This window comes from Flavobacterium humidisoli (genome assembly GCF_023272795.1).
Taxonomy (GTDB): Bacteria; Bacteroidota; Bacteroidia; order Flavobacteriales; family Flavobacteriaceae; genus Flavobacterium; species Flavobacterium humidisoli.
The window spans coordinates 3,957,517-3,974,801 of record NZ_CP096829.1 but is presented as its reverse complement, the minus strand read 5'-3'; the positions used below and the strand labels follow the sequence as shown (position 1 = coordinate 3,974,801).

The 17,285-nt window shown below is 32.2% G+C and carries 16 protein-coding genes; 9 read left to right on the top strand and 7 right to left on the bottom strand.

Going from position 1 to position 17,285, the window contains the following annotated elements:
- Positions 1–54: 54 nt before the first annotated feature.
- From M0M44_RS17095 to M0M44_RS17085, 3 genes are read right to left on the bottom strand one after another with little or no spacing between them, the layout of a single operon-like run.
- Positions 55–1,443, bottom strand: a complete 1,389-nt coding sequence (locus tag M0M44_RS17095) for a bifunctional UDP-3-O-[3-hydroxymyristoyl] N-acetylglucosamine deacetylase/3-hydroxyacyl-ACP dehydratase (protein ID WP_095929337.1) — start codon at positions 1,441–1,443, stop codon at positions 55–57.
- On the bottom strand, positions 1,436–2,479 hold the full coding sequence (lpxD, locus tag M0M44_RS17090; RefSeq protein WP_248726765.1) for a UDP-3-O-(3-hydroxymyristoyl)glucosamine N-acyltransferase: 1,044 nt from the start codon (positions 2,477–2,479) through the stop codon (positions 1,436–1,438). Before lpxD ends, M0M44_RS17095 begins: the two co-directional genes overlap by 8 nt.
- A gap of 39 nt (positions 2,480–2,518) precedes the next feature.
- Positions 2,519–3,748: an HD domain-containing protein gene (locus tag M0M44_RS17085; protein WP_248726764.1), complete on the bottom strand. Its 1,230-nt coding sequence runs from the start codon at positions 3,746–3,748 to the stop codon at positions 2,519–2,521.
- Positions 3,749–3,971: 223 nt separating this feature from the next.
- On the opposite strand from M0M44_RS17085, the gene porX reads away from it, so the two are divergent.
- From porX to M0M44_RS17065, 4 genes are all read left to right on the top strand, one after another.
- Positions 3,972–5,525, top strand: a complete 1,554-nt coding sequence (gene porX / locus M0M44_RS17080) for a T9SS response regulator signal transducer PorX (RefSeq protein ID WP_248726763.1) — start codon at positions 3,972–3,974, stop codon at positions 5,523–5,525.
- Positions 5,526–5,614: 89 nt separating this feature from the next.
- On the top strand, positions 5,615–6,022 hold the full coding sequence (gene tsaE / locus M0M44_RS17075) for a tRNA (adenosine(37)-N6)-threonylcarbamoyltransferase complex ATPase subunit type 1 TsaE (protein ID WP_248726762.1): 408 nt from the start codon (positions 5,615–5,617) through the stop codon (positions 6,020–6,022).
- A gap of 149 nt (positions 6,023–6,171) precedes the next feature.
- Positions 6,172–7,371 carry an alanine dehydrogenase gene (locus M0M44_RS17070; protein ID WP_095929269.1) on the top strand — a complete coding sequence of 400 codons (1,200 nt, stop codon included), beginning with the start codon at positions 6,172–6,174 and terminating at the stop codon, positions 7,369–7,371.
- A 36-nt stretch (positions 7,372–7,407) separates the two neighbouring features.
- Entirely contained in the window at positions 7,408–7,782 is a 375-nt protein-coding gene (locus tag M0M44_RS17065; protein WP_095929268.1) for a DUF4258 domain-containing protein, read from the top strand.
- A 130-nt stretch (positions 7,783–7,912) separates the two neighbouring features.
- Here the strand turns inward: M0M44_RS17065 and M0M44_RS17060 are convergent, their stop codons facing one another.
- Positions 7,913–8,578: a uracil-DNA glycosylase gene (locus M0M44_RS17060; RefSeq protein WP_248726761.1), complete on the bottom strand. Its 666-nt coding sequence runs from the start codon at positions 8,576–8,578 to the stop codon at positions 7,913–7,915.
- A 131-nt stretch (positions 8,579–8,709) separates the two neighbouring features.
- Between M0M44_RS17060 and M0M44_RS17055 the strand changes: the two genes are divergently transcribed.
- Together M0M44_RS17055 and M0M44_RS17050 are read left to right on the top strand one after the other, a co-directional pair.
- On the top strand, positions 8,710–10,875 hold the full coding sequence (locus M0M44_RS17055) for an endonuclease MutS2 (RefSeq protein ID WP_248726760.1): 2,166 nt from the start codon (positions 8,710–8,712) through the stop codon (positions 10,873–10,875).
- A gap of 261 nt (positions 10,876–11,136) precedes the next feature.
- On the top strand, positions 11,137–11,550 hold the full coding sequence (locus M0M44_RS17050) for a thiol-disulfide oxidoreductase DCC family protein (RefSeq protein ID WP_248726759.1): 414 nt from the start codon (positions 11,137–11,139) through the stop codon (positions 11,548–11,550).
- Between the two features lie 128 nt (positions 11,551–11,678).
- On the opposite strand, the gene ettA is transcribed toward M0M44_RS17050, so the two are convergent.
- From ettA to holA, 3 genes are all read right to left on the bottom strand, one after another.
- Positions 11,679–13,370, bottom strand: coding sequence for an energy-dependent translational throttle protein EttA (gene ettA, locus M0M44_RS17045; protein ID WP_198855721.1), 1,692 nt, complete (start codon positions 13,368–13,370; stop codon positions 11,679–11,681).
- Positions 13,371–13,418: 48 nt separating this feature from the next.
- Positions 13,419–13,601 carry a CAL67264 family membrane protein gene (locus M0M44_RS17040; protein WP_095929263.1) on the bottom strand — a complete coding sequence of 61 codons (183 nt, stop codon included), beginning with the start codon at positions 13,599–13,601 and terminating at the stop codon, positions 13,419–13,421.
- Between the two features lie 64 nt (positions 13,602–13,665).
- Complete coding sequence (gene holA, locus M0M44_RS17035) at positions 13,666–14,670, bottom strand: DNA polymerase III subunit delta (RefSeq protein WP_248726758.1); 1,005 nt, start codon at positions 14,668–14,670, stop codon at positions 13,666–13,668.
- A gap of 93 nt (positions 14,671–14,763) precedes the next feature.
- Between holA and M0M44_RS17030 the strand changes: the two genes are divergently transcribed.
- From M0M44_RS17030 to M0M44_RS17020, 3 genes are read left to right on the top strand one after another with little or no spacing between them, the layout of a single operon-like run.
- Entirely contained in the window at positions 14,764–15,216 is a 453-nt protein-coding gene (locus M0M44_RS17030; RefSeq protein ID WP_248726757.1) for a type I restriction enzyme HsdR N-terminal domain-containing protein, read from the top strand.
- Between the two features lie 24 nt (positions 15,217–15,240).
- Positions 15,241–16,260 (top strand): glycosyltransferase family 2 protein, encoded by a 1,020-nt coding sequence (locus M0M44_RS17025; protein ID WP_248726756.1) that lies wholly within the window; start codon positions 15,241–15,243, stop codon positions 16,258–16,260.
- Between the two features lie 32 nt (positions 16,261–16,292).
- Positions 16,293–17,126: an OmpA/MotB family protein gene (locus M0M44_RS17020; RefSeq protein ID WP_095929259.1), complete on the top strand. Its 834-nt coding sequence runs from the start codon at positions 16,293–16,295 to the stop codon at positions 17,124–17,126.
- Positions 17,127–17,285 lie beyond the last annotated feature (159 nt).

Sequence of the window (17,285 nt, the reverse complement as noted above, 5' to 3'; positions counted from 1 at the left end):
ATTAAAATATTCTAATTTGAAGCAACAAACCTAAACAATAAATTTGATAATTTATTATTGTTTTCTTGCTATTTGTGCCATTAATTCTGCCTCTGTTACCAATTTACCATTTGCGTAAGCATTTGCTTGCATATGACAAATTCCTCTTCTGATAGGAGAAATTAACTCACATTTAAAAATTAAAGTATCACCTGGCAATACTTTGTGCTTAAATTTAACATTGTCAATTTTCATGAAATATGTTAAGTAATTTTCAGGATCTGGAACAGTGCTTAACACTAATATTCCACCTGTTTGTGCCATTGCTTCTACAATTAATACACCTGGCATAACTGGAGCTTCTGGAAAGTGGCCTACGAAGAAATTCTCGTTCATAGTAACATTTTTCAATCCTACTACATGGCGATCAGACATTTCAATAATTCTGTCTATTAACAAGAATGGTGGTCTATGAGGCAGCATAGACATGATTTTATGAATATCCATCAATGGTTCTTGATGTAAATCATAAGTAGGAACATGATTTCTCTGCTCTATTTTGATAATTTTTGCTAATTTCTTTGCAAACTGAGTGTTTACAAAGTGCCCTGGCTTGTTAGCAATAATTTTTCCTTGAATACGAACTCCAATAAGAGACAAATCTCCAATTACATCAAGAAGTTTGTGTCTTGCAGCTTCGTTTGGATAGTGTAAAGTCAAATTATCTAAAACTCCATTTGGTTTAACAGAAATCTCTTCTTTACCAAATGCTTTCTTTAAATTCTCCATTGTAGATTCAGAGATTTCTTTATCTACGTATACAATTGCATTGTTTAAATCTCCACCCTTAATAAGTCCGTGCTCTAACAAAGACTCTAATTCGTGTAAGAAACTAAAAGTTCTTGAGCTTGCAATTTCAGATTTAAAATCTGTTAAACTTTTAAGAGTAGCATTTTGAGTACCTAAAACTTTCGTACCAAAATCTACCATAGTAGTAACCTGATATTCGTCGCTTGGCATAACCAGAATTTCGCTTCCTGTTGCTTCGTCTGTAAAAGAGATAACTTCTTTTACAACATAAACATTACGTTGCGCATCTTGTTCTTCGATTCCTGCTTTTTCAATAGCTTCAACAAAATATTTTGATGAACCATCCATAATTGGAAGTTCAGAGGCATTCAATTCAATAATAATATTATCCAAATCACAGCCAACCACTGCAGCCAAAACATGTTCTGGTGTTTGAATTTTCACACCAAGTTTCTCAAGATTTGTTCCTCTTTGAGTATTAACAACATAATTAGCATCAGCTTCAATTACTGGTTGACCTTGCAAATCTACTCTTACAAAAGTGAAACCATTATTAACGGGTGCAGGTTTAAAAGTCATTGTAACTTCTTTTCCAGTGTGTAAACCAACTCCTGTTAGCGAAATTTCATTTTTGATGGTCTTCTGTTTAACCATTATTTCCATTTTTTGGGTTTATTATTTGTTTTTTTAATTCTTCAACTTCAGCCACAATTTTAGGCAGATTCTTAAAATGAACGTACGATTTATTAAAATCTGTATATCCAAGAGATGGAGTTCCTTGTAGAACTTCGTCATCTTTAATGTTTCTAGCTACACCCGATTGCGCTTGAAGCCTAACATTATTTCCTATAATTAAATGACCTGCGATACCTACTTGCCCTCCAATCATACAATTTTCACCAATTTTTGTAGACCCTGCAACACCACTTTGAGCGGCTATTACAGTGTTTTTTCCTATTTCTACATTATGGGCAATCTGAATTTGATTGTCTAACTTAACTCCTTTTCTAATAATTGTAGAACCTAGAGTTGCTCTATCTATTGTTGTGTTCGCGCCAATATCTACATTATCTTCAATAATAACGTTTCCAATTTGAGGAACTTTACTGTACTCACCGTTTTCATTTGGAGCAAAACCAAAACCATCAGCACCAATTATAACGCCAGAATGAACCGTACAATTATTGCCAATTACAGTTTCTGAATAGATCTTTGCGCCGGCAAAAATGAATACATTGTCGCCAATAACAACATTATCACCAATAAAACTATTTGGATAGATTTTCACATTATTACCTAAAACAACATTCTGCCCGATATAGCTAAAACTACCTAAATATAAATTTTCCCCGTATTTCGTTCCTTCAGACATAAAAGACTGAGGTTCGATACCGTTTTTGTTTAATTTTACCTGATTATAAAAATGTAAAAGTTTAGAAAACGCCGCATAAGCATCTTCCACTTTAATTAGTGTAGTTGTAATTTCCTGTTCCGGAATAAAGCTATCATTAACAATTGTTACCGTCGCTTTTGTAGTATATATATAATTGATATACTTTGGGTTAGCCAAAAAAGTAAGAGATCCTTCCTCTCCTTCTTCGATTTTAGAAAGCTTAGAAACTTCAGCATTGGGATTCCCAACAACTTCTCCTTCTAAAATTCCTGCTATTTGTTCTGCTGTAAATTTCATCGCGACAAAAATATAAAAAATAGGTTTTAAATGTTAATTTTATATAAGTTGTTTTGGGAAACAGATATAATATTTTGTTACCAATTTAGATAACGATTTCAAATTCAGCTGGTCAGAAGCTTCAACAACATCTTCAATTGTTTTATCTTTTTTCAAAATACGAATAGGTTCTGCTTCTTTACTGTACGCTTGGTTTTTTATTTTTCCTCTAAAAATAAAATATCCTGCGTCTAATTGCGAAATATGATGCTTATTAGCAAACTGCTCTTTCAAAGATTGAGATTCTTCCATAGAAACTTTCTCAGCGCTCATCTTAATTTTAAGCAAATCTCTATTGATTATCATTTTACTCAAAGTACTTAAAACAAAATCGTCTTGTCTCTGCCAAGCTTTCAACGCGCTAATAATATCAAAATCATCCAATTGCGAAAACAAATCCAATTTTTCGGCATCAAAATCTTCAAGTGTAATTTTATTATGCATAAAATATGAAAGCGGTTCACTACAAGGAAGATCCACTCCTTTTAATACTAATTCTTTTGCTCTTTTTAAGACCTTCATCAAAATTAATTCGGCCACCAAACTGGTTTTGTGCAAATAAGCTTGCCAATACATTAATCTTCTTGAAAGCAGGAATTTTTCTACAGAATAAATCCCTTTTTCTTCAATAACTAAAACATCATTTTCAACATTCATCATCTGAATCAATCGTTCAGAATTTACATTTCCTTCCGCTACACCTGTATAAAAACTATCACGCTTTAAATAATCCATTCGATCCATATCCAACTGACTTGAAATCAATTGCAACATGAACTTCCTATGGTATTCTCCTTTAAAAACCTGAATTGCCAAACTTAGTCTTCCACCAAATTCCTCATTCAGCTGATTCATAAATAATAATGAAATCGCTTCGTGATGTACATCTTCTACAATACTTTTTTCCATAGCATGCGAAAATGGCCCGTGCCCAATATCGTGAAGCAAAATTGCTATTAAAAGCGCATTCTCTTCTTCTTCAGAAATCACAACATCTTTAAAACGAAGCGTATCAATTGCTTTCTTCATCAAATGCATGCATCCTAATGCGTGATGAAAACGAGTATGATTTGCTCCTGGATATACCAAATACGACAATCCCATTTGCGAAATACGACGTAGACGCTGAAAATAAGGATGCTGAATTAAATCGTAAACTAGTTCGTTTGGAATCGTAATGAAACCATATATAGGATCGTTGAATATTTTTAATTTATTGATCTGAGTCACAGTTCAGTTATTTTTTTGGTCAACAAATATAAGTAAATAAGTATAAAGAGTTTGGTGTTTTTTATTTAAAAATCACACTTTAAATTACCATGATTATCAATAAAATACATTTAAAAATGTTAAAATTCAAAATAAAATCATGCTTCAACTTTAGTAATTTTATACTATTTTTAATACTTTTTAAGTTCTATAACTTTAAATTGCAGTAAAATTAAATTGATTTATGGATAAGATAAAAATACTTTGGGTCGACGATGAAATCGATCTTTTAAAGCCTCACATATTATTTCTAGAAAAAAAGAATTACGAAGTTACTACTTGTAATAACGGATTAGACGCCATTGCCTTGTTTGAAGAAGATAATTTTGATATTGTTTTTCTAGACGAAAATATGCCTGGAATGAGCGGATTGGAAACACTTTCTGAAATGAAAGAAAAAAATTCAGCAATTCCGATGATTATGATTACCAAGAGTGAGGAAGAATATATAATGGAAGAAGCCATTGGTTCTAAAATTGCTGACTATTTGATTAAACCCGTAAATCCGAATCAGATTCTATTGAGTTTGAAGAAAAACTTGGATGATTCGAGATTAATTACAGAAAAAACAACTTTAGATTACCAGAAGGAATTCAGAAAAATTTCAATGGAATTGGCAATGGTTAATTCTTATGAAGACTGGATTGAATTGTATAAAAAATTGCTTTTTTGGGAATTAAAACTAGAAGACATCAATGATACAGCGATGATTGAAATTTTAGAATCTCAAAAAGTAGAAGCCAATTCTCAATTCGGAAAATTCATTGAACGAAACTATGAAGATTGGTTTGCTCCAAAAGCAGATAAACCCATACAGTCTAATACCTTATTTAAAGAACTTGTTGTTCCCGAACTTAAAAAGAAAGACAAGCCAATTCTCTTTGTTGTAATTGACAATCTAAGATATGATCAATGGAAATCTTTTGAATCTGTCATTTCAAATTATTACAAACTAGAAAAAGAAGTACCTTATTATTCTATTCTTCCAACAGCTACACAATATGCTCGAAATTCAATTTTCTCAGGTTTAATGCCTTTAGAAATGGAAAAACAGTTTCCTGAATATTGGAAAAATGATGTTGAAGATGGCGGAAAAAACCTTTACGAGGCAGAATTTTTATCGCCCCAATTAAAACGTTTAGGTTTAAATATTAAAGAAGATTATTTCAAAATCACCAATTATGCTGGTGGGAAAAAGTTAGCAGAAAACTTTAAAGCTTTAAAAGGAAATGATTTAGTAACTGTGGTTTACAATTTCGTTGATATGCTTTCGCACGCTAAAACCGAAATGGAAGTAGTAAAAGAATTGGCATCAGACGACAAAGCCTATCGCTCTTTAACTTTAAGCTGGTTTAAAAATTCTCCATTATTAGAAATTATTCAGCAGGCACAGCTTTTAGGATTCAAACTGATCTTAACTACAGACCACGGAACAATTAATGTCAAAAATCCCTCGAAAGTTGTTGGAGATAAAAATACAAGTCTAAATTTACGTTACAAAACTGGGCGTAGTTTAACTTACGAACAAAAAGATGTTTATGTAGTAAAAGAGCCTAAAACCATTGGTTTACCTGCGATAAATATGAGCAGTTCGTTTATTTTTGCCAAAAATGATTTTTTCTTGGCCTATGTAAACAACTATAATCATTATGTGAGTTATTACAAAAATACCTACCAACACGGAGGAATTTCCTTAGAAGAAATGATTATTCCGTTTCTGGTTTTTAATCCTAAATAAAATATTGTCAAGAATGCCGCGAATTTTCATTAGTAAATATATTTTAATTGATGAAAATTCGTGAAATTCGTGGCAAAAATAATATAACAATGAATGTCATTTTTTCATTAGATCAAATTCAAAAAGTTGCCGAACAGATTATTGCCGCAAACCCTAAAAAAATCATTCTCTTTAATGGAGAAATGGGCGTCGGAAAAACAACTTTAATCAAGCAGCTATGCAAAAGTCTTGGAGTGGAAGACGCAACAAGCAGTCCGACTTTTTCTCTTGTAAATGAATACCAAACTATTAACAACCAGACAGTTTATCACTTTGATTTTTACCGATTAAATAAAGAAACCGAAGCGCTAGATATGGGTGTCGACGATTATTTATACTCTGGAAATTGGTGTTTTATAGAATGGTCTGAAAAAATCGCAAGTTTAATTCCAGAAGAACATTCTACAATAAATATTAAATTACTTCCTGATGGAAAAAGAGAACTAGAATTAGTTTAAAGCCAACAGAAATATCGGCAAAAAGAAAAATTCAGCCATTTTTACCAGTTAGTTAGATCTTAATTTTTTAACTCTGAGTATTAGCAGAATTTTTACACTAATTTTAAAAGTTTTTACGTAATTTGTACCCTTAATTTTTTGCATTATCCATGTCAATCACATTAACTCCATTTACAAAACAACAATTAATACCACAAGAAGAAAAACTTGAGGTTGGTCGTTTTAAAAGAGAACTCTTTATAGGAATTCCTAAAGAAACAAGTTATCAGGAACGCCGTATCTGCCTTACGCCTGATGCAGTCACTTCTTTAACTTATGAAGGTCATCGCGTTATGATCGAGTCTGGAGCGGGTGAAAGTTCGAGTTATACGGATAAAGAATATGCAGATGCAGGTGCAGAAATCACAAAAGACACTAAAAGGGTTTTTGGCTGTCCGTTTCTATTAAAAGTAGAACCGCCTACTTTAGCAGAAATCGAAATGATTAATCCTGAAACAGTTATCATTTCTGCTATTCAGCTTAAAACTAAAAAGAAAGAATACTTTGAAGCGCTAGCGCAAAAAAAGATTACAGCCTTAGCTTTTGAATATATAAAAGATGAAGACGGATCTTATCCTGCAGTAAAATCTTTAAGCGAAATTGCAGGAACGGCTTCAATCCTTATTGCAGCTGAATTAATGATTACTAACGAATTTGGAAAAGGCCTTTTGTTTGGAAACATTACAGGCGTTCCTCCTACTGAAGTTGTTATTTTGGGAGCAGGAACAGTTGGTGAATTTGCTGCCAAAACTGCCATTGGACTAGGTGCGAACGTAAAAGTTTTTGATAATTCTATTACAAAACTACGTCGTCTCCAAAACAATTTAAATCAAAGAATTTTTACTTCAACTATTCAGCAAAAAGGACTATTAAAGGCTTTAAGACGCTGTGATGTAGCCATTGGTGCCATGCGAGGAAAAGAAAGATGTCCGATTGTTGTTAATGAAACAATGGTTGAACACATGAAAAAAGGTGCCGTAATTGTGGATGTCAGCATCGATACTGGCGGTTGCTTTGAAACTTCGGAAGTTACAACTCACGAAAAACCTACATTTATAAAAAGTAATGTTTTACATTATTGCGTACCTAATATACCTTCACGATACTCCAAAACTGCCTCATTATCAATAAGTAATATTCTAACCCCTTACCTGCATCAGATAGCTGAAGATGGTGGTATTGAAAGCGCAATTCGTTGCAACAAAGGTCTTAAAAACGGAATTTATCTTTATCACGGAATTTTAACCAATAAAGCAATTGGCGATTGGTTTGATTTACCTGATAACGATATTAATTTACTTGTATTCTAAAGGAACTTTAGTGTACCTTTGCAAAAAAATTATTTCATGAAGTTCGCATACCGTTTTGCATATTATCTGATTGGTCTCGTAATGGGATGTTTTATTGTATCAGGATTTTTTATTGGAAAAGACACTCGTTGTAATTATTTCCCAAATGCTCGAGTTTTAAACAACCTTAGAACAAAACCTTTTCAATATTCTCCAAAAGCTGTTCAGACTTTAAGTGAAAAATGGGTTGACACAGCAGATGTCAAAAATACATTAACTTATGGAGATGTAGATTTTGACCAAAGTAATGTTCCGTTCAATAAAGGAAAACTTTATATCATTGAAGGAAAAACAGTAAAAAACCAAGAGATTATTCTAAAAGTGGTTAATTACGAAAATAAAGCTGTTTTAGAAGAAATTGTAAAAAAATAACATAAATTAAATTCTTTTGTTTCTCGCAGATTCAAAAGATTTTTTTTTATATAAAAAACATTTCTCGCAAAGTCACAAAGACGCAAAGTTTTTCATTTTGCCCCTCTGAGTCTTTGTCACTTTTAGAAAATCACCATTCAATTTCTTTCAATCCTTTAGATTTCAAGAATTCATTTGTCTGACTGAAATGTTTATTCCCGAACCAAAATCCTCTATTTGCGCTTAATGGCGAAGGATGACCCGATTTTAGAATATGATGTTTTGAAGCATCAATCAAAGCCGCTTTCTTTTGAGCGAAACCTCCCCAAAGTAAGAAAACAACATTTTCTTTTTCAGCAGAAATTTGCTTGATAACTGCATCTGTAAATTTTTCCCATCCTTTTCCCTGATGGCTTCCTGCTTCAGATTGTCTTACCGTTAAAGTTGCGTTTAACAGAAAAACACCTTGATCTGCCCAGCGTTCCAAATTACCTGTATTAGGCATTGGTATATTGAAATCGTCTTGAATTTCTTTGAATATATTTTGAAGTGATGGTGGAAAAGGAATTCCATCATTTACAGAAAAACACAATCCATTTGCTTGATTTGGCCCATGATAAGGGTCTTGCCCAATAATAACAACTTTTACTTCATCAAAATGACAATGATCAAAAGCTGAAAAAATCTGATTCCCTTTTGGGTAACAAACTTTTGTTGCATATTCAGATTTTACAAATTCGATTAAATCGTTGAAATATGGTTTTTCAAATTCTTCATTCAAAACTGGTTTCCAAGAAGAATGCATTTTTACGTCCATAATTTTTTTTATGCGAATTTCAGAAATTATTACTTAAAATCATATTTACTATTACATAAAATTAGCGATTACTTGTAGATTTCAATCATAATGTTTTCGTACTTTTGCCTCTACTTTCATAAAGAAATTAAATGATCAGTATTACAGAAAAAACATTACAAGACTTACAATTTCCAACTGTTTTGGAAACCATCTCAGATGGTTGCAACACCGATATTGGAAAAGAAAAGGCTTTACAAATAAAACCATTTAGAGACAAAGAAGAATTAATGCAATCGCTGATGCAAACATCAGAGTATGTGTCTTCTTTTCAAAATAATAATGCAATTCCAAATCATGGATTTGACGCTATCACGCATGAAATTAAATTCTTAGCAATCGAAGACAGCTTTCTTGAAGTTGGAAGTTTTAGAAAAATCGCAAATCTTTCTGCAACAACAAATGTCTTATTGAATTTCTTGAAAAAATTCGATGACTATTATCCAAACTTAAATGCTAGAGCTTCAAGAGTAGAATTAACCAAAGATATTATCACTGCAATTGATGCAATTGTAGATAAATATGGCGAAATAAAAGACAATGCTTCTCCTGCTTTGGCTGGGATTAGACAAAATATGAACTTAGTTCGCGGAAAAGTAAATCAAAGTTTTGGTGTAGCTTTAACGCAGTACAACGGTTTAGGTTATTTGGATGATATTAAAGAAAGTTTTGTACAAAATCGTAGAGTTTTAGCGGTTTTAGCCATGTATCGTCGTAAAGTAAAAGGTTCAATTCTAGGAAGTTCTAAAACTGGAAGCATTGCATATATCGAACCTGAAGCTACTTTGAAGTATTCTCGTGAATTAGCCAACTTGGAATATGAAGAGAAAGAAGAAATTACAAGAATTTTAAAGAATTTATCAAATGTAATTCGCCCATATCTTCCTTTATTAATTGAATATCAAGACTTTTTAAGTGATATTGATGTTGTTGCAGGAAAGGCAAAATATGCAAATCGAATAAACGGAATCTTACCAACAATTACAGAAGAAAGAAGATTATTCTTTAGAGAAGCGTATCATCCGATTTTATATCTCAACAATAAACAGAAAAAAGAAGTTACGCATCCGCAGACAATCGAGTTAAAACAAGAAAATAGAATTATTGTAATTTCTGGACCAAATGCTGGAGGGAAAACCATTTCATTAAAAACAGTTGGCTTATTGCAATTAATGCTGCAATCTGGAATTTTGATTCCGGTTCACGAAAGAAGCGAAACTTTTTTGTTTGATAGAATCCTAACCGATATTGGAGACAATCAATCTATTGAAAATCACCTAAGTACTTATAGTTACCGATTAAAAAACATGAATTACTTTTTAAAGAAATGTAATAGCAAAACCATGTTTTTAATTGATGAATTTGGTACAGGTTCTGATCCTGAACTGGGTGGCGCTTTGGCTGAAATTTTTCTGGAAGAATTTTATCATCGTGAAGCGTTCGGAATTATCACAACGCATTATTCCAATTTAAAAATTTTCGCAAACGAGCTACCATATGCTACAAATGCCAATATGATGTTTGACGAAAAATCTCTTGAACCAATGTACAAATTAGCTTTAGGTCAGGCAGGAAGTTCGTTTACATTTGAAGTTGCTCAAAAAAATGGAATTCCGTTTGGATTGATCAATCGTGCAAAAAAGAAAATTGAAGTTGGAAAAGTTCGTTTTGATAAAACAATTGCTACTTTACAGAAAGAGCGTTCGAAGTTAGAAAAAACTTCTTTGAATTTAAAAGAAGAAGAAACTCGTGCTCGAGAAGAAAGCAAAAAGATGGAAAATATCAATACCAGAATCCAACAAAAATTGGAAAGTTATCAGGAATTATATGACAGCAATCAAAAGATAATTTACATTGGACAAAAAATTGACGACATTGCCGAGAAGTATTTTAACAACAAAAACAAAAAAGAACTAATTGGTGAATTTTTAAAAATTGTTGAGATCGAAAATTCTAAACGTAAAAAAGCAACTCCGAAAGAAGTAAAAGCAAAAGTTGAAAAACAGAAAGAAATTATTGCTGAAGTACAGGTAAAAGTTGAGGAAATTCGAAAAGAGAAAAAAGAGAAGAAACTTAAGCCAGTTATTGAAAAACCAAAACCAATTTTGAAAGTTGGCGATAGAGTAAGGATGCTCGACGGAAGATCGGTCGGAAGTATTGATTTAATCGAAAAAAATAAAGCAACGGTTAATTACGGAATTTTCACTTCGAAAGTAAGTTTAGATGAATTGGAATTGGTAGAAGCGGTTAAAAAATAAATTTTCAGTGTTTAATAACGGTTAAAAAATAGAAAAATTAAAATAAAGCGATTTAAGAAACGTTTTTACAAAATAGGATAAATAAGATGCTTTATTTTTTAAAATCCATCTTAAAGAATTTATCAAAGTCATTTTTAATTTATAAAATTTATTAAAAATTAAAATTCAATAAACAAAACAAATAAAGACAATATAATAATCCAAGCTCACTTTCATGCATATCAAAACGTGAAATGTAAAATTTGAAACAAACCTAATAAAATGGAAAGCCTTCCAGAAAATAAAAAAATAGTTCTTTTTGACGGAGTTTGCAATCTGTGCAGTACTGCTGTGCAATATATTATAAACCATGACAAAAAAGACATTTTCAGATTTGTTGCATTGCAATCAGATTTGGGCATTTCAATCTGCAAACACTTAGGAATCAGTTTTTCTAAAATGGATAGTATTATTTTGTATGATCCAAAAACAGCATATTTTTATAAGTCTTCTGCAGCAATTGAAATAGCAAAAAATTTTGGAGGCTTATGGAAACTCATTTCAATTTTTAGAATTGTTCCTATTTTTATTAGTGATAGAATTTACGACTATGTGGCAAAAAATAGATACAATTGGTATGGCAAGAAAGAAAGTTGCATGATTCCGACTCCAGAGTTAAAAGCAAAATTTCTTTAAAAAATTCCAATTTAGCGTGATCTTGTTCCTGAAATGACAAAACTAAACGCATAAACACTTGAAATAAAAAATCCCAAATTCACACTAATTGGAATTTGGGATTTTTTTTATTGGAAATTTATCAGAAACTATCTGATCAATTTTCTGTATTTCAAACGTTTCGGAGTTAAATCACCACCTAGACGTTTCTTTTTATTTTCTTCATAATCAGAAAAACTTCCTTCAAAGAAATAAACTTCAGAGTCACCTTCGAAAGCTAAAATATGTGTACAAATTCTATCTAAGAACCATCTGTCGTGAGAAATAATTACAGCACAACCAGCAAAATTCTCCAAACCTTCTTCAAGAGCTCGAAGTGTATTTACGTCAAGATCATTCGTAGGCTCATCCAGTAAAAGTACGTTTCCTTCTTCCTTCAAAGTCATGGCCAAGTGCAAACGGTTACGCTCTCCACCAGAAAGCATAGAAACTTTTTTATTCTGCTCACCGCCACCAAAATTGAAACGTGACAAATAGGCTCTTGAGTTAACTTGCTTTCCTCCCATCATTATCAATTCCTGACCATCGGCAAAGTTTTCCCAAATAGATTTGTTTGGATCAATATTAGAGTGTGACTGGTCTACATAAGCAATTTTCACTGTGTCTCCGACAGAAAATTCTCCGCTATCTGTAGCTTGTTCACCCATTATCATTTTGAAAATAGTCGATTTACCAGCACCGTTAGGTCCAATAATCCCAACAATACCAGCTTGTGGCAAGGTAAAGTTCAAATTATCATACAATAATTTATCACCAAAAGCTTTCGCAACATTTTTAGCCTCAATGACATTTGTTCCTAAACGAGGACCATTCGGAATATAGATCTCTAATTTTTCGTCTAGTTGTTTTTGATCTTCATTTAATAATTTGTCATAGTTCTGTAAACGCGCTTTTTGTTTAGTCTGACGACCTTTAGCTCCTTGACGAACCCACTCCAACTCACGCTCTAAAGTTTTTCTACGTTTAGAAGCCACCTTTTCCTCTTGAGCCAAACGGTTTGATTTTTGATCCAACCAAGAAGAATAATTTCCTTTCCATGGAATACCTTCTCCTCTATCCAACTCTAGAATCCATCCGGCAACATTATCCAAGAAATAACGGTCGTGGGTTACAGCAATTACAGTTCCTGAATATTGCGCTAAATGCTGCTCCAACCATAGAACTGACTCAGCATCAAGGTGGTTGGTTGGCTCATCTAATAACAATACATCTGGTTGTTGCAACAACAAACGGCATAAAGCTACACGACGACGCTCTCCTCCTGAAAGGTTTTTGATTGGAGTATCTCCTTCTGGAGTACGCAACGCATCCATTGCGATTTCTAATTTAGTATCGATTTCCCAAGCGCCAAGAGCATCGATTTTGTCTTGCAATGCTGCTTGACGGTCCATCAATTTATCCATTTTATCTTGATCTTCGTAGTATTCTGGAAGACCAAATAAGTCATTGATTTGGTTGTACTCCTCTAAAACCGCCATTGTTTCTGCAGCTCCTTCACGAACAATTTCGATAACTGTCTTAGAATCATCAAGAATTGGTTCTTGCTCTAAATATCCTACTGTATATCCAGGTTGAAAAACTACATCTCCTTGGTAGTTTTTGTCAACTCCAGCAATAATCTTTAAAAGAGAAGATTTTCCAGAACCATTAAGTCCCAAAATACCAATCTTAGCACCATAAAAGAAACTAAGGTAAATATTCTTAAGAACTGGTTTGTCTGCTCCCTGATAGGTTTTGCTCAATTTCTGCATTGAGAAAATTACTTTCTTATCGTCTGACATTTTTTATTTTTTTTATTATAATTATTTATTTCTTTAAATCTCAAAATTCTAAACCCTGCCTTTTAAAGCATTGAATACCCATGCATTAGCAAAAAATCCAACTCCAACAGCAGCAAATCCCCATCCTGAAACATCACTATATCTAAAGATTCCAAGAGCTATAAGCAACAACCCCATAAGTACCATTATTAAAGTTGCCCATCCTAAAATGGTGTTTTTATTCATTCCCATAATTGTGCAATTATTTTTAAGTAGTAAAATTTTTAGAAACGCAAATATCGTGAATTTTAATGGCTTAATTAAATATTTTATAGAGCATTTCTTTTAGTAAATCCGATTGCGGTAACGCGTTGGCACCTACACCTTTACTTTTAACATCAATATCACGTAAGGCTCCAACAATTTGGCTCACCTTTCTCATTGGATAGTTTTTTACTGCCAAATCATATTCTTTTAAGAAAAACGGATTTACTCCAAGTGTTGCTGCAACGTTTTTAGGATTCTTGTCTTTTAATCCGTGATATTTTAAAAGTTGGACAAAGAACCCAAATACCAACCCAGTAGTCATAACTAAAGGATATTCTTTAGGATTATGAGCAAAATTTTCTGCTATCTTATACGCTTTCAATTGATTACGTTCTCCGATTGCTTTTCTAAGTTCGAATACATTATAATCTTTACTAAAACCAATATTCTCTTCAATATGCTCCGCAGTAATCATCGTGCCTTGCGGTAAAATAATCTGTAGTTTTTCTAGCTCATTGTTGATCTTACTCAAATCTGTACCTAAAAATTCTACAAGCATGGCATTTGCCTTAGGATCAATTGTATATTTTTTTCCAGCCAAAACGCGTTTAATCCAGTCTCCTACTTGGTTCTCATATAATTTTTTACTTTCGTAAACAACGCCTTTTTGTCCTAATAGCTTAGTAACTTTTTTACGTTTATCTAGTGTCTTATATTTATAACAAAAAACTAAAACAGTTGTTTGCATTGGATTTTCTACGTAAGATTCTATTTTATCGATTGTTCTGGACAAATCTTGCGCTTCTTTTACGATAACAACCTGACGTTCAGCCATCATAGGATAACGCTTGGCCGTTGAAACAATATCATCAATTGACACATCTCTTCCATATAAAACTGTCTGATTAAAACCTTTTTCTTCTTCAGCTAATACATTCTGTTCAATATATTCAGACAATTTATCTATATAATAAGGTTCTTCGCCCATTAAAAAATAAATCGGTTTAATATCTCCGGCTTTAATATCGTTAACAATTTTTACTACTTCGTCCATTCAATCTTTTGTTTCAAGTTTCAGGTTTCAAATTATGCTTCAAAACTTGAAACTTTAAATTTGAAACCTGAAACTATTTTATATTTTTGCTTTATGCTTAAACTTAATTTCCCTGCTTATACTTTCCGATTCAAAAATAGCGAAAATAAAGTGTCTATTTTTGATGAAATCAGGAAAAAATTTATAATTCTTACGCCAGAAGAATGGGTTCGCCAACACGTAGTTCATTTTTTAATGCATGAAAAAAAATACCCAAAATCACTTATTAATGTCGAGAAAGTTTTAACCGTCAACGGATTACGAAAGCGATACGATGTTGTTGTATTTAACCCAGATGGTTCTATACACATATTAGTAGAGTGCAAAGCTCCAGAAGTTAAAATCTCTCAAGCAACTTTTGATCAAATTGCACGTTACAATATGACAATGCAGGCACGGTTTTTGAATGTTACCAACGGACTGAACCATTTTTATTGTCAAATGGATTTTGAAAACGAGAAATATGAGTTTTTAAAAAATCTGCCAGACTATAAAGAAAACCACTAACAAATAATAAAGAACTAAATACTTTTGGAAAAAATAGCAGTTGTAATTTTAAATTGGAACGGAGTAAAATTGCTGGAGCAGTTTTTACCATCTGTTATTCAGTTTTCAGAAGGAGCAGCGATTTACGTTGCTGACAATGATTCTACGGACAATTCTGTTGCGTATGTTACAGAACATTTTCCAACTGTAAAAATTGTAAAAAATTCAGGCAATTATGGTTTTGCAAAAGGTTATAATGACGCCTTAAAACATATTGATGCTGAAATATATGCATTAGTAAATTCAGATATTGAAGTCACAGAAAACTGGCTTCAGCCCATTCTAGACACTTTCGAAAAAGAAAATCAAACCGCTATTATTCAGCCAAAAATTCTTGATTTTAAAAACAAGGAATACTTTGAATATGCAGGTGCTGCCGGTGGTTTTATCGATAAATACGGATTTCCTTTTTGCAGAGGAAGAATATTTGATACAATTGAAAAAGACTATGGGCAATACAATGATAATATTGAATTGTTCTGGGCTTCCGGCGCTTGTTTCTTTATCAGAAAGAACGTTTTTCATGAATTAGGAGGTTTTGACGAAAGTTTCTTTGCGCATCAGGAAGAAATTGATTTATGCTGGCGAGCTGCAAATGAAGGGCATATTATAAAATATAATTACCAATCTGTTGTTTATCATGTTGGTGGCGCAACTTTACAGCAAGGAAATCCTAAAAAAACTTATTTGAATTTTAGAAATTCATTGCTAATGTTGGTTAAAAATCTGCCTTCAAAAGGATTATTCTTTGTAATTTTTTTCCGCATGGTATTAGATGGCATTGCCGGTATCCGTTTTCTTACACAAGGTAAATTCGGGCACACTCTTGCCATTTTAAAAGCACATTTTTCATTTTATTGCTTATCTTTAAAATATCTTAAAAAACGAAAAGATTTTCAAATACAGCAATACTATTCGGTGAAAAGCATCGTTTTCCTTTATTACATCAAGAAATTGACCTTATTTAAAGAAATCTTTAACAGTATTCAAAATATTAAAAACTAAATTTGTAATCAAGTCTAATTAAAATTAAATTTATGAGAAAAATAGTTATCGCACTATCAGTATTAATGGCCCTAACATCTTGTGTTTCTAAAAAGAAATATGCAGAGTTGGAAGCTAAAAACAAAGAGACTCAAGATTTGTTAAACTCTTGTACTGTAAAATTAAATACGTGCTTAGAAGAAAAAGCTGGATTAGCTGCTACAGCTGAAAGCTACAAACAACATAATCAAGATTTAATCAACAGCTCTAAAGATTTAACTATCTTAACTACTAAAGGTGCTGAAAACCTTGAAAAATCTCTTGAAAGTTTAAAAGAAAAAGATTTGAAAATCTCTAGACTTCAAGATGCTTTAACTAAAAAAGACAGTGTTACTTTAGCATTAGTTACAAGCTTGAAAGGTGCAGTTGGAATCAACGATCCAGACATCGAAATCAATGTTGAAAAAGGGGTTGTATTTATCTCTATCGCTGATAAATTATTATTCAAAAGCGGAAGCTACGACGTAAGTGACAAAGCTAAATCTGTTTTAGCTAAAGTTGCAAAAGTTGTAAACGACAAACCAGATTTCGAATGTATGGTTGAAGGACACACTGATGACGTTCCTTACAAAAGCAACGGTATTATCTTAGACAACTGGGATTTAAGTGTTAAACGTTCTACTTCTATCGTTCGTGTATTAACAAACGATCTTGGTGTTAACCCAGCTAAATTAATTGCTGCAGGTAGAAGTTCTTATGTACCATTAGTTGCAAACGATTCTGCTGAGAACAAAGCTCGTAACAGAAGAACTCGTATTGTTGTTATGCCAAAAATCGATCAATTCTATGATATGATTGAAAAAGAAATGAAGAAACAACAAAAATAATTAGAGTTTCACATACTTTATAATACAGAAAAAGCAGGTCTAATGACCTGCTTTTATGTATCCTTAATTTTTTTAATAACCAATTAAATATAAATCAAGAATAGCATTATTTTTAAGTAACTAACTAAATTTTAACATAATAAAGTTACTCATAATTTC